The 12,188-nt window shown below is 56.5% G+C and carries 16 protein-coding genes and 2 pseudogenes; 7 read left to right on the top strand and 11 right to left on the bottom strand.

Features of this window, described 5'->3' with window-relative positions:
* The 3 genes and pseudogenes from NKJ84_RS32090 to NKJ84_RS32080 all read left to right on the top strand — a co-directional run.
* On the top strand, nt 1-1,063 hold a 1,063-nt coding region (locus NKJ84_RS32090; RefSeq protein ID WP_352509874.1), incomplete at its 5' end, for a thioesterase domain-containing protein.
* 207 nt (nt 1,064-1,270) lie between these two features.
* Entirely contained in the window at nt 1,271-1,903 is a 633-nt protein-coding gene (locus NKJ84_RS32085) for a 4'-phosphopantetheinyl transferase family protein (RefSeq protein ID WP_352509873.1), read from the top strand.
* A gap of 41 nt (nt 1,904-1,944) precedes the next feature.
* Nucleotides 1,945-2,092: pseudogene (locus tag NKJ84_RS32080) on the top strand (transposase); the annotation flags it as partial.
* A gap of 102 nt (nt 2,093-2,194) precedes the next feature.
* Here the strand turns inward: NKJ84_RS32080 and NKJ84_RS32075 are convergent.
* Both NKJ84_RS32075 and NKJ84_RS32070 read right to left on the bottom strand, forming a co-directional pair.
* Nucleotides 2,195-2,548, bottom strand: a pseudogene (locus NKJ84_RS32075) (DDE-type integrase/transposase/recombinase); the annotation flags it as partial.
* A gap of 472 nt (nt 2,549-3,020) precedes the next feature.
* Nucleotides 3,021-3,212, bottom strand: a complete 192-nt coding sequence (locus tag NKJ84_RS32070; protein ID WP_352509872.1) for a hypothetical protein — start codon at nt 3,210-3,212, stop codon at nt 3,021-3,023.
* Between the two features lie 1,000 nt (nt 3,213-4,212).
* On the opposite strand from NKJ84_RS32070, the gene NKJ84_RS32065 reads away from it, so the two are divergent.
* Together NKJ84_RS32065 and NKJ84_RS32060 are read left to right on the top strand one after the other, a co-directional pair.
* Nucleotides 4,213-4,512, top strand: a complete 300-nt coding sequence (locus NKJ84_RS32065; RefSeq protein ID WP_352509870.1) for a Y4lK-related protein — start codon at nt 4,213-4,215, stop codon at nt 4,510-4,512.
* Entirely contained in the window at nt 4,500-4,670 is a 171-nt protein-coding gene (locus tag NKJ84_RS32060) for a hypothetical protein (RefSeq protein ID WP_352509868.1), read from the top strand. The genes NKJ84_RS32065 and NKJ84_RS32060 overlap by 13 nt, the downstream gene beginning before the upstream one ends.
* Nucleotides 4,671-5,638: 968 nt before the next feature.
* On the opposite strand, the gene NKJ84_RS32055 is transcribed toward NKJ84_RS32060, so the two are convergent.
* Both NKJ84_RS32055 and NKJ84_RS32050 read right to left on the bottom strand, forming a co-directional pair.
* Nucleotides 5,639-6,097, bottom strand: coding sequence for a hypothetical protein (locus tag NKJ84_RS32055; protein WP_352509867.1), 459 nt, complete (start codon nt 6,095-6,097; stop codon nt 5,639-5,641).
* Nucleotides 6,098-6,227: 130 nt separating this feature from the next.
* Nucleotides 6,228-6,830 carry a hypothetical protein gene (locus NKJ84_RS32050; RefSeq protein WP_352509866.1) on the bottom strand — a complete coding sequence of 201 codons (603 nt, stop codon included), beginning with the start codon at nt 6,828-6,830 and terminating at the stop codon, nt 6,228-6,230.
* A 97-nt stretch (nt 6,831-6,927) separates the two neighbouring features.
* On the opposite strand from NKJ84_RS32050, the gene NKJ84_RS32045 reads away from it, so the two are divergent.
* The gene (locus NKJ84_RS32045) at nt 6,928-7,500 is read left to right on the top strand and encodes a helix-turn-helix domain-containing protein (protein WP_352509865.1); all 573 of its coding nucleotides are present in this window, start codon (nt 6,928-6,930) and stop codon (nt 7,498-7,500) included.
* A 118-nt stretch (nt 7,501-7,618) separates the two neighbouring features.
* Here NKJ84_RS32045 and NKJ84_RS32040 read toward each other — a convergent pair whose 3' ends face one another.
* Genes NKJ84_RS32040 through NKJ84_RS32025 form a run of 4 tightly spaced genes read right to left on the bottom strand, consistent with a single transcriptional unit; the run spans nt 7,619 to nt 10,803 of the window.
* Nucleotides 7,619-8,935 carry a sensor histidine kinase gene (locus NKJ84_RS32040; RefSeq protein ID WP_352509863.1) on the bottom strand — a complete coding sequence of 439 codons (1,317 nt, stop codon included), beginning with the start codon at nt 8,933-8,935 and terminating at the stop codon, nt 7,619-7,621.
* Nucleotides 8,932-9,486, bottom strand: a complete 555-nt coding sequence (locus tag NKJ84_RS32035) for a putative pterin-binding protein (RefSeq protein WP_352509862.1) — start codon at nt 9,484-9,486, stop codon at nt 8,932-8,934. Before NKJ84_RS32035 ends, NKJ84_RS32040 begins: the two co-directional genes overlap by 4 nt.
* A complete protein-coding gene (locus NKJ84_RS32030; protein ID WP_352509875.1) occupies nt 9,467-10,168 on the bottom strand; it encodes an FkbM family methyltransferase in 702 nt (233 codons plus the stop codon). The genes NKJ84_RS32035 and NKJ84_RS32030 overlap by 20 nt, the downstream gene beginning before the upstream one ends.
* Nucleotides 10,169-10,173: 5 nt before the next feature.
* On the bottom strand, nt 10,174-10,803 hold the full coding sequence (locus tag NKJ84_RS32025; RefSeq protein WP_352509861.1) for a response regulator: 630 nt from the start codon (nt 10,801-10,803) through the stop codon (nt 10,174-10,176).
* 142 nt (nt 10,804-10,945) lie between these two features.
* On the opposite strand from NKJ84_RS32025, the gene NKJ84_RS32020 reads away from it, so the two are divergent.
* The gene (locus tag NKJ84_RS32020; protein ID WP_352509859.1) at nt 10,946-11,290 is read left to right on the top strand and encodes an SPFH domain-containing protein; all 345 of its coding nucleotides are present in this window, start codon (nt 10,946-10,948) and stop codon (nt 11,288-11,290) included.
* Here the strand turns inward: NKJ84_RS32020 and NKJ84_RS32015 are convergent.
* From NKJ84_RS32015 to NKJ84_RS32005, 3 genes are all read right to left on the bottom strand, one after another.
* Complete coding sequence (locus tag NKJ84_RS32015; protein ID WP_352509858.1) at nt 11,287-11,451, bottom strand: hypothetical protein; 165 nt, start codon at nt 11,449-11,451, stop codon at nt 11,287-11,289. The two genes, NKJ84_RS32020 and NKJ84_RS32015, sit on opposite strands and share 4 nt — an antisense overlap.
* Nucleotides 11,448-11,996 (bottom strand): thermonuclease family protein, encoded by a 549-nt coding sequence (locus NKJ84_RS32010; protein ID WP_352509857.1) that lies wholly within the window; start codon nt 11,994-11,996, stop codon nt 11,448-11,450. Before NKJ84_RS32010 ends, NKJ84_RS32015 begins: the two co-directional genes overlap by 4 nt.
* Nucleotides 11,993-12,188 (bottom strand): hypothetical protein (locus tag NKJ84_RS32005; protein ID WP_352509856.1); only part of this gene is annotated, 196 nt, incomplete at its 5' end. The genes NKJ84_RS32005 and NKJ84_RS32010, both read right to left, overlap by 4 nt.

The following is a 12,188-nucleotide window of genomic DNA, read 5'->3' as shown; positions in this document are numbered from 1 at the left end:
GACGGCGCTGGCACAGATCTGGGCGGAGCTTCTCGGTGTCGAGCGGGTCGGGCGCCACGACAACTTCTTCGAACTGGGCGGCCATTCGCTCCTGGCGGTGCAGTTGCTCAGTCGAGCATTAGATCTTGGGCTGGACTTTAGCGCCGCTGACCTCTTCCAAGCCCCTGTTCTGAAGGAACTTGCATCGAAGATTCATTTGGAGCCACAGCCCAGGAGTCGCGGAGTGATTTCCATTCGACCAACCGGATCGCAGCCACCGCTCTTCTTTGTCCCCACAGGTTTTGGAGATTGTTCCTATGTCGTCGGTCTGGTGGAGGAAATGGACGTAGACTGTCCCGTCTACGCTTTACCATGGCCGTCTTTCGATGAAGTTCGTCCACTGACCCTTGAAGCGATAGCTGATCAGGTCATCCTCGCGATCAAAGAAATTCAACCGCAGGGACCATATCGCTTCGCTGGATACTCATCAGGCGGAATCTTGGCTTACGCAATCGCCCAGCGCTTGCTGAGTCTCGATGACGCTGTGTCGTTCATCGCTCTCATCGATGTTACGCTACCCGCAAACGTGACAAAGATATCACCCATCCAAATGGTACGAGACGTCGTGCTCGATTCTTTTGAATCCTTAGATGATGAGAGCTTCGAAGTGTTGGAGCAATTTGCTGGACAAAGTTCAATCGCTCAGCTGCTTGAAAAGGGGCAGCAGATTGGGGCAATACCTCTGGATCGTAATCTCCATAACGATGTTTTGATATATGAAAGGACCGCCCGGTTCCACAAGGCGCTGCAGGCGTACCAAGTCCCAACCCTGCCAATTGAGATACATCAGTTTTATGCCACCGAGGCTCTCTTCAGTTCTCGGGCACGACAAGCTAAGAGTTCATTCTGCCCAGAGGCATGTTCGCCTATGCGCGGCTGGGACCGGGTCTTGAGTCCGGAGGCCATTACTGCCGTACCGATTGTAGGCGACCACGTGACGATGATGAGTGTTCTGGAAAGCCGCAAGGCTCTGGCCCGAGCTATTTCTACGCCCTTAATCGGGCTTCTTGAAAAAGATCCCTAGCGAACTGCACCGAAGGTTCTGGCACCCAGACGAGGTTCGGTCTCGGATCGCGACAATCCCCAAATGTCGGAGGAGTTCTGGCTCGGTGATCCAAAGATGGGAAACATATGTGGTCCGCCGCCGCTGCTGATCGACGACCGAGTCGAGTCAATTCCAAGGCCAAGCTGCAGTGGCTGAGCTTCTCACTTGAAATGCTCAAAGAAATAGATGGAGACTATCACCATTGATCAACAGAACATCCTCGTCGGCATTCGTCCAATAGAACCGGCCGACGAATCCACCTTGTACGCTTCCGAAGTTACCCCGATGGGACGCGCTGTTACCAAAGTCCGTCGCCAAAGCGGTGCTGCGAGAGTAATTGCCCGAACACTTCTTGGGAAACTGGGATTCCCACCACTGCCGATCTTAAAGACGCGCTCTGGTGTTCCGATCTGGCCGGCCGGCATCGTCGGATCTTTGGCTCACCACGATACAGTAGCAGCCGCCGCTATTGCAGGAACGAAGAGGATTGCAACTCTCGGCATCGACATTGAGCCTAATGAGCTACTGCCGGAGAACTTGATCGAATTGATTGCTACCCCTAACGAGCAACGCATGTACGATCTACGCCTGCTTGAGCGGCGGGACCTCTTTGTTTTGAAGGAGGCCGTATATAAGGCGTATTTTCCACTGTACAATGACGTTCTTGAATTCCAGGACGTGGAAATTGATATCTCTGCGCGATTAGGGTACGTGTCGAAGGCAAATTGCACGTTTTCGCTCGAGTTACTTATTTCCAACAATGTAATCGGGTTGGCGTATTCATGGCCGACATGCGGTGACCTTGCCCCGCTGATCTAATCCGGTTGACGTTCGTTCTGGCCCATCGAGAGGACCAGGACATGAAACGTAGCCGCTTTTCTGAAGAGCAGATCATCGGAATTTTTGAAGGAGCCGCAAGCACGGGGTCAGCGACGCCTCGATTACAACTGGAAGGGCCGCTTCGGCGGGATGGATGTCTCCGAGGCTCGGCGACTGAAGGCTCTGGAGGGAGCATGAGGAACTGTGGGGCGGTTATGCGGCGAGAGCTGTTTCGTCGGTTTTGTTGCAACGGCTGAATAGGGGCACAGAGAGGCCCTGATGCGAGGTCAATCAGGCGGCGAGGATTTCCAACTGCTCGGCCAAGGACGGATTCGGATTGAAGGCGTACCTCGCCTGTCGCTTGCGCATCATGTGAATCATTTCGATGCCGGTCAGGATGGTGGCTGCGGTGGCCGTCGATTTGAAGCCGAGCATCGGCCGGATACGGCGCTTGATGCGCCGATGGTCCTGTTCGATCCGGTTATTCAGGTATCTACTCTTGCGGATCCGGATCGGCTTCAGCCGGCGCCGGGAGCGGTCCTGCAAGCGATTTGTGGTGTCGCAGGAAACGATCGCCTCCCGATTGGTCTGGCTATCGTCGATGACGACGCGATCCGGTCGGCGATGACGCTCCAGCGCCTTTCTGGGGTCAGGACAAGAGCAGTTCAAAATCTTGCGCTAAGAGCGAACGGCTCCGACGCTGTGCTGATGGGAGGCTCCGCGCCTCCGCCGGTTGCTCAACCCGCGCCAAGAGGCGTAACAGAAACGGCCAAGGCTCTAATCGCCACTGGAGGACAGTTCAGTGGCATGTATGGACGGCCTCCGCGTGGCAAGGGCTTTCTGACATTGATGACAGGTCGGTCGGCTGCAGGCATGTATTCGGCCTTTGAGTGCGGCCTGTTGTGGCGTTGCGCCAGGATGGACATTCTGCTGAATTTTACCTGCGGCGCTGTTTCATGGACGCGCGCTTGGGCCCCCATTTTCTATTGCCCGCCTCGGCTCATGCGGGGCGGGCTTCTTGGCGTTTTGGGAGATTTGTTCACCATGGTTCATAGTGGCGGCGCAACCGTCCGGCGAGCGCCTCACCTGAGGCTACATGGCGGCCGTGGAGATTGCCTCAGAAGCGGCGCCCAATCGGAAACCTTAGCACCTCCGCGTTTTGGCGTGGCTGCTTGAACTCTTCGACGGCAACCGCCTCAATCAACAAGTCCAAGGCTTCGCGTCCCCTTCGACTCATCGGGTCATCGCCACAAAGGTAGTCATACGCTCGATCTAAATGCACTCGGGCGGCGGAAAAATTGCTTGTCATAGGACCCTCTCTACCCGCCCGCATTGCCGTCTACGAGGTGAAGGTCGCGCCATCGTCAATATCTACAGACAAATTTGAATTAAATCGGAGATGATCGGGGGAGTAGCCAGGATTTCCCCCCACGGTGACTGAACCGGTCGACTTCGACGCCGAGGTTTCGGCATTCCTCGCGCGCCTGGAGGACAAAGTCCCCTGACATGATGCCGCCGTCCAGCCCGCCGGCGATCACTCGCTGGCGCTCGGTCGGATCATAAATGCCGAGCACACCCCGTTCCGAGATCACCTCTGACCGGCGTCATTCGATGCGGACGCGCGGAACCGGCCCGATTTTAGCGGCGTAGAGCCAGAGGCGGCCGCCAGGTCCCAGGCCGGGTGGCTCCAAATCGCGCTAGGTCGTGTGGATCAGGTTTGTCCACACCACTTAGCTATACGGGGGGGCGATAATGCCATCGAAGAAGAAATGGCGCAGGTGTGGGGTATCGATCGTCAGAGCACCCAATCCCGCCCGCAACGCGGTTCGCAGCCATCTCGACCGATTGGTGGACTCCTGACTGCGGGATCTAAGGAGCTTTTCTTAGCCTATAGCTAAATGGAAAGGCGCCGATCCCCTCGATTGAGCAAACCTCGGCCCAACCTATTGGACTCCAGAGCGAAAAGAGGCGTGCGGCTCGAGCGACTTGCGAGGAAAAGGAAATGGCGCCTCGGCATGACTGACTCCGACTGCCTGAGCGCCGGCATCGCCTTTCAGTACGCGCAAGGGGAGCGTTCCGGTGGCCAGTGCTGCCTTGCTGGAACGGAGCAGGTGGGCTGTTCTAGCAACACGGTTTAGTGCCCGGGGTGCCAACGATGAACAAATGCGCAGGAACGTTCGATCCGGCGCCATCGGCAGGCCTGAGACCCTACAACCTGTGCAAGTGCACAGGTAGCGAAGGTGAGCGCATTCAAGCACGTTTGAGTGTCGGCGCAATTTCCATGCCGACCACCAACGGAGATTTCTGCGATGACCAACAACATTCGACTAATGAAAGCGAGCGAGATTCCCGCCTTCGTCGACAAGATGATCGAGGCTGGCTGCGACATCTGCGCGATCGGTCACTTAGGCTATTCGGCAGGTGATGTTGACCGGAAGGTACCCTGGCGCAAGGTAAGAAGAATCGTAGAAGAGTTTGGCGATCGTGATCACCTGCTACCGGAGATCGTTGCCTATCTTCGCTCGATTGGCCGGTACATAGAACTCTCGTCGTCGACAAACGAGGGCCGGAGACCGCACAAAACAGGCACTCGAAGTTGGAACGTATAAAGGACGGGTCGGATACGATTGTCGAATCCGGCTCCTTCACCGACAATGACGAGCTGGACTTCGGGACCGGTATCGACGCCAACGAGCTGTGGTTTGCCCAACAGGGCAATAACCTCATCTTCTCGTACTGGGCACCACGGACAAGGGTCGGTCAATGACTGTTCGCCGGGCAATGTCGTCGAAACTATCAAGTCCGGCGACGGCAAGGTGCTTAGCCATTCCGACGTAGCAACTCTGGGTCGCGGCCATGGCTGGTGTCGATCCGGCAACGTCGCACACGGAATTCGGCATCCAACCAAAGATGCGCGGTTTGGCGACGCCTAGCAGGTTGGAACCATCCCTGCCGCAATGCAGCAGTCCTGGTCGCTGATGAAAACAAGTCCAAGATGCCCGGTGGTGCGCTTCCACCGCACCACCGGGATCTTTGCCGCAGCCAAATGCAGAGAATCCAGGCGCGCGCTGAAAATCGTGAGAAATTCGATTTGGATTATGACAGCTGATAAAATGACCCGATTCAATTTCGATATCAATCAGCGCCCTCCGCCGGGGGCTGTCGGCCCGCATCGCGCCTGACGGCGGCGCTATGCTGGTGCTCCTACGGCCGCCCTGTTGGCGAGGGCCTTCCGGTCATCGCACTGTCACGCTTCGGCTATCCGCCTTCCCCCTCATGCTCAGTCCTAATTGATGCGATGGACGCCCCCCGAACGGCATCGCGATGTGCTGTCGTTTCCGACTCTGAACCATAGTTCAAAATCCGATAACCGCAGTTTACTGAAAGAATCCACACCTTCGTAAGCTGCGGCAGGAGAGAAAAAAGCAACACAGGCGAAACCGCCCGGTAGTTCCATAATTATCTTACGCGACTTTCACCAGATATAATTAACGTTTCTCCGTTATGAAAAGTATGTATGGCTCGTGTTTCAGGTATTCGACCGTCACCTAGAAGAACTACGCCAAGTGTTGTGGCGGCCACTCCTACTCTAAGTCTCGATACGACGGATCGATATTACTTACCATCACCTCACCACCCGATAAGACTGGGCAGAAGACTCTGAACGCTTCTGAAACGCGGTCGGCGCCCCGGGTCAGACCATCAGCCTTCGCTCGCCTGGCCCTCTCCGCGCACTCACCTGTGCGGCATGCAATAGACTCCCTCGGATTCCATCAGTACCGCGCCACCCTTCAACTCGCTCAGTGCGCCGACCCACGCTTCCGAATAAGTGCGGCTGGCATCCACGGCCGTCAGCCAAAGAACGCGATTGTCAGCCAGTTCGACTTTAACTTCCTGCTGCAAAGGGCTTGCCTGCACGGTCTGTTGATAGTGCCGTTTGATCCTGACATTGCTGGCCGGGAACTCAGCTTCGTTGCTGCCATAGTTCAGCACAAATCCAGTGTGGTCCTCGGCCACTGTGCAACTGCCGTCACGCTCACACACGATTTTGGCGGCGGTCTTGCAGTCCCATTTCAGTGAAGCGGGCCACATCGGATTGTCCGCGCTCGATCGCGGCTTGTCGCTCTGACCAGCCGCCGTCGAGACTGCCCATGTGCTCATTATCGCAGTCGACAGGAGAAGCGCCTTGAACACTTATAGAAACCCTTGCCTGATCCAGTATTTCGCATTGACCTTTCGAAGCCATCGCTGTCGTCGGCGTGAATGAACCGGACAGAGACGTTTTGTGATTCTCATGGCGACTCGTCCTGCGTGATCACCTGGCTTATGGCATGTTGAGATTGAACCAGCTTTTCTGGCGTAGGCCGTTCGCGTCGTCATACTCGATGAACCAGGGCTTTCCGCGCATCGGCCGAGAGATGGTATAGTATGTGGAGCCGGTACCAAGGGAAGACCCTCTATCGTTGCCGGTGATCTGGATTTTTGCGGGCACAAGTTTACCCTCGATTTCGATCTGGGCCTGTCGAGAGCCGTTCTCATGGTCTTGGCTGAGGCCACTATTCGTGAAAGTGACGGGCAGCGTGAGCCTGTCGGAGCTGGTGCGGCAGATGTTCCGTTCTTGCCTCATTCCTGGCCGATCGGAGTCGTAGCTGCCAACTGCTTGCCAGCCAGAAGGACAATCCTCATACTTCTCGAATCTCGCGGCGCTGGAGTTGGCTTGCGGACAGGTCGGCCAATTAAAACCCGGAGCTTTCATCGCCGCAATCAACTTGTAGATTGGCGGGTGGCAAGAAGGAGTGCCCTGCCAGTCACCGGACAGACAGAGGAGGACCTGACACCCCCATTCCGATGCCTGTGATTGGGATGGAAGAGCCGCGGCGCCCGCGACGGCGGCTGCACCCACCAAGAGATATTTCAGTACGATCATAGCCTTTTCCTCGCTGCGGATTCTGATACTTTACTATGGATCATGGGCGCGAAAAAGGACAGATCGAGAAGGCAGGTTTGTGCGACTACATCGATTTATGAAACGAGACATCGCGGGCGTGGTCGACAACCCGTTGCGTGTCAACATTGCGACAACGCTGGAGCGGGAGAGAGCCAAGCGTGGCCTATCCCATATGCACATGGCCGAGCTGTTCCGGACTGTCGAGGGCGAAAGGCTCGCCTACCGGACCTACATCCAGACCGTGCGACAGAAAAACAATGTCACCCTGACGACGTTGCAAATCATGGCAAGCGGCTTGCATGTGTCAGTTGCGGACCTGCTCGCGGGCGGAAAAAAACTTCCCGAATGGGCGCATCAGTTGGACGAAAATGCGATCCGCAAGCGTCTGGCGCACATCATCGACATTGAGCGAAAACGACGCACTTTGCTCCGCTATGAGATGGCCGAGCTCATAGGCGTGGCGGAGGCGACATTCATGAAATTGGAACGCGCAAGCGGCAATATCAGCGTCGACACAATTGCGGCGATCGCCAAGGCGTTGAAACTTGATCCAGCGACCTTCCTCTTTTCCGATAAGGTCCCGCCATCAACTGATCTACCTGTTTCTGACGCCCCCGGAGGCGTAGGTTCTCATTTCAGAGAGCCGTAAGCTTCCAGCGTCATCATCCGTCTAAGCTGGGCTACACCGAATGGCTGGCAGGTTTTCGCCGTGATAGCGCATACCGGTGCAATTCAGGTGAAAATGGAGCAGAGCTGAGAGCTCACAGCTAGCCGCCCCACGAGTGTTCCTTTGTTCGCCCGTACCTGCGGCACGATTGCCAAAAAGTGGCTGCGGCGGAAGCCAGGGGAATTCTGACCTGTACAGTTGTGCCGACACCATGAGCACTCTTGATGATGAGCGTTCCATTCAGCGTCGAGACCATCTGAGAACATGCGGTCAGGCCAAGGCCAGTATGATTCCCGGCTCGCGTTGAAAAGAAGGGAGTAGTTGCTTTTGCAGCGATCGTAGGGGGCATGCCTGAGCCCTTATCGGCGACTTCAAGCACTAGATAGGTGCGCGGGAGGAATGTGTGTCGCTTGACTGTCGCGGAGACCAGAACTCGGGCGTTATTGACGCCGGACAAAGCGGCCAGAGCGTTTTCTATCAGCTCATTAACAACCAACCGTAACGGCGTCGCCGGAACAGGTTGCACACGCGCTTTGGAATCGATCAAAACTTGCACCAAACTGCTGCGATCGTGCGCGAGATCCTCGAGGAGTGGGCCGAGCGCCACGGTGCTGGAATCTTGTGGCGCATAGGCGATCTGAAGGACACTGTTGGTGATCGATTCCAGTTCGGTAGCAGCACTGCGCGCAGCCTCAAGCATTTCGCCGCTCGGCTGCTTGTCTGGTTGTGCGTGCTCAAGGAACAGCCTCAAGGCTGTAACCCGCGATCGGGTCATATGCGCAAAGAGCGAAGCGAACGAGCGCATATGCTGGTCACGGCGATTGGCTAAAGCGTAACGCTGATGGATAACGAGATAGAAGGTAGCACCCAGGCCAAGTGCGATGGCGAAGATGAACCAGTTGCGCGAGGCCGCAATGTCGATGCTGGCGGTCTGCTGCAAGGTGGCACTGTGATCAACGGTAGAGCTGGAAATCTCGTAAATTGATTGTTCCAGCTTGGCCATGTCGGCAATGGCTTGGGTGTAGTTTGTACGCGCTGACACAAGAGGGGCAATTTTCTGTTCGAGGGTTATGCGAATCCGGCCCAGGAGTTCGGCATCGTGGTCGGGAAAAAAGCGGTTCAGATAGGGCAAATTTTCCAACTGCGCGACGTTGACGTTCACCAACGCCATTTGTCGATCGATGTCTGCATCAAGCTTGCCCGTCTCGTCGGCGATGCGAAGATAACCATAGACTCGCAAAAGACGCTCGCGGATCTGTGCCGCACGCCACTGAATCTCGAAGGTCTGATTGAGGATTGCATCCGTCTCCTGACGATAGCGGTTCGATTGGATGAACGTCCACGCACTCAGGCCAAGCGCCGCAGCCATACCGAGATACGGCAGAACAGTGAACAAACGGCCGTTGAAGAACTTCATTGCGTGGCGCGCAGGATGACTGGGAAAAATACCCAGATCGAGTTTCTTGCGGGAACGTAGGAGGCGGGCAGCTGGTCGAAGGGCCAAACGATGAAGATGGGGCCTTTCTCTACCATGCTGATCGGGCGGAAATCCTGACCCGGCAGGCAATGTGAACCGGCCTTGTCGTTCTCGTTGCAACGACGCTCGATCGCCAGGATCGGATTATAGGACCGGATTTCGTCCATATGAATATCGGAAACGAAGTTGTCATAGGCGACAACTTTCACCTCCTGCGCGGCGGTGATTCCGGCCTTGGCAAGCACATTTGCAAGCAGTGGCCCACGATATTCGATCTTCTCGTTGTCGCTCGTCCAAGGCGTACGCGTGTCATAGGTCTGTTGCCGAAACTCTGCCCGCAGCTGCTTTACCGAAAAGATGGCGACGGTCTTGCCGCTGGCGTCTTGAACCGACACTTCGTTGGGATCGAGGGGAATTTCCTCGGCGGCGCTGGCGAGCGGAAGGGAGAGGGCAAACATGACGGCGAGAGCATTACGCAACATCTTCCACATCCTCGTATTCGCGGGGGCCATCGTTCTTAGCGAAGAGCACGCAAGGTCCTCCGGATCCCCGCGGATCGTAGGCAAATCCCTTTTCTGCTAGGGCAAGGGTGATGTTGCGGATGCCGTCAAGGCCATAGAGGTGGTCGTGCAGCTCAAGAAAGATGCGCTCGACGCCGGGCAGCTCGGCATCCTGCAGAAGTTCTTTCTCAGCTCCTTCAATGTCCATGACGAGGGCGTTTATTCGATGATCGGTGATGAAACGATCGACGTCGGCCGAGAGGATCGAAAGTTCGCGCTCATATGGTCCTTGGTCTTTGTCCGTAGAAGACATCCAAAGGTCGCGGCGAACGTAGAAGGTGAAGGACCGCGGCGGGCCTGCTGTGAGGATACCCTGGGAATATGTGACATTGTCGAGATCGTTGGCCGCTATCACGCGCTTCGCTAGTTCCGCTGTTGCGGGATCTGCTTCAAAAGCCCACACCTGAACGCCGGGGATTTTCGCGATCAGTGCGGTGATGATGCCGATACCGGACCCTAGCTCCAGTACGCGATCGCGCGCCTTGACGGCTCTGAAGATCCACTTCGCTTCCTTCGCCTCATAACTCTGGCTTTGAAGCGCTCGCCAGATGACCGGCGAGACATCCTGCGGTTCCACGGGAACCTTGATTCCATGCACGGTTAGAGAGGCCATGGCGATCATAGCCCCCGTGGGAGCGGATGGCCTTGCCGCATGAGCTTGGCGCGAGCCTGTTTGTAGTATTTCTCGGCCGAGCCGGCATCAATGGCGAGCCGATCGGCCATGAGCGAAAAGATCTCCTTGCGTTTCACGCCGGGTTCGCGATGCGCCATCATGTCGATGGCCTCCTGTTCGCGCGGTGTAAGAACAGAAAAGCGGTAATCGGGTTTGGTCATGACAACCCGCGACAGGCGCAACGAGAATCCCTTGGTGGAAATATCGTCCAGCACGTCGCTGAACACGCCGGGCGCAAGCCCGGTCTTGCCGAGATACGCGGCAGCGCCGATTTGCCGGAAGCCATCCGCCTCGCAACGGTTGTCAGAACCGGTGACGACAACATGGATTGCACTGGGTGAAGCCTCGATGATCTTGTCGACGACAGCGACGCGGTCGCCTTGTGAGGTGGGATCAAAACCGGGCAAGCCAGGATCGATCACGACAAGATCGAAATGATTGTTTTGAAGCTCGGCGGTCGCGATGTTCAGCGTCTCCGCGCCCAGGACAATGCATTCTTCGAAGCTTGCTTGCACTTCGTTCATCAGTGCCAGACGCATAAGTGTCTGGTCTTCGACCACCAGGGCACGAAACATTGGAAGCCAATCCCTCTACGCAGGCGCCCACCGCTCCTGTCTCTCAGAATTGGTCGCTTCAAAAAAGGGATGGTGTCATCCCTATTTTTCCTCACCTCCCGAGCTACCAGTATGTGAACCGATGTACGCCAGGGCGAGGACGATGCCTATTCAACAGGTCTGCAGCAATGGACAGATGGAAGCGGCTGAAGACGTCGCAAAACTGATTGCGGAACATCGTCAGAGCCTCGCTGAGCTTGAACGTCTCGGCAAGCGAGCGATGCAGGCCGAGGGTACGGACGCTATCTTGCTGGGTCAAAGGCTGGACGCGGTCATGGCGGAGGAGGCCACGGTGCGAAGGCGTGCTGCCATTGCTCCAGTAGCAACTATCGCGGAAATGAGAATGAAGGCTGCTTACTTCCAACGGCTGACGGCTCATGGCTGGTGCGAGATTGATGTCGACGATTGGCGCGCGTTGCTCGGTTCTTTCACGAAGCTGCAGCCCTAGGAAAAGAGCGCTGAAATCCATGAGACCACGGCATTCCAGGCCGCATAGAGTCCTGCCGGCACCAATATGATCGCGATGAATGCAGCGGCTCCACCAATAGCACCGTCACCGCGTCCTTCCACAGGATAGTAATATCTGTGCGCTTCATCGTCTTGCTTCATTGTTGTCTCTCCAACCTCTGGCTCAGCAGCAGTTGCACAGGATGCCGAAACGTCGTGCCCCACAAACCTGCACGTTTCATCTTAGCGTTGATTTCCGCGACGAGGTAGTTCTCGTTGACAGCTTTGCCCTTTGCTGTCGTTGCCGCAAACGCGTATCCCGTCGCAATGAGCGCTGTCCCGACGTCGATTGTTTCGCCATTCAGCTGCGCACCGCACACGACGAAAACCGCCTTGTCCAGGGCGTAGCTGATTGGCTGGCATGTAACCGCCGCGCTATCGAACAGCGCAGCAAGGTGCGCGAGCGAGGTGTTCCCGCAATCGATTTTGTTCCCATTTGGCTCTTCAGCTGATGTGCCTCGAAGACATGACTGGACGCCATAGAGGCGGAAAAGGTGATCTCCGTCACGCCAGGTATCTCCGGTCAGCAGTTGAGCCGATCTTGATACCGCGAAGGGCGTTGGCACGGCAGATTCGGATGCATCCTGGGCCTTTGCCGATGCGCACAAACCAAATGCGGCCAGCACTGCGAAGCTCGCCCGCTTCATTCCTGGAACTGTCCACCGAGGCCAGCGGAATGCTCGAGATCGGGCCGCAGCGACTTGCCGTCCTTGTTGCGTCCGATCGCCGCCATGTCGAAAAAAACCATTTCGTCATCGTCGTAGGCGACGTTGTACGGGTCGTTTGCGTTGCCCGCACCCACGAGCGAGAAGCACGACACAGCGTCGGGTTCACCCTTC

The organism is Mesorhizobium sp. M0048 (genome assembly GCF_040323405.1).
GTDB lineage: Bacteria > Pseudomonadota > Alphaproteobacteria > Rhizobiales > Rhizobiaceae > Mesorhizobium.
This window is presented reverse-complemented; position numbering and strand designations above follow the sequence as displayed.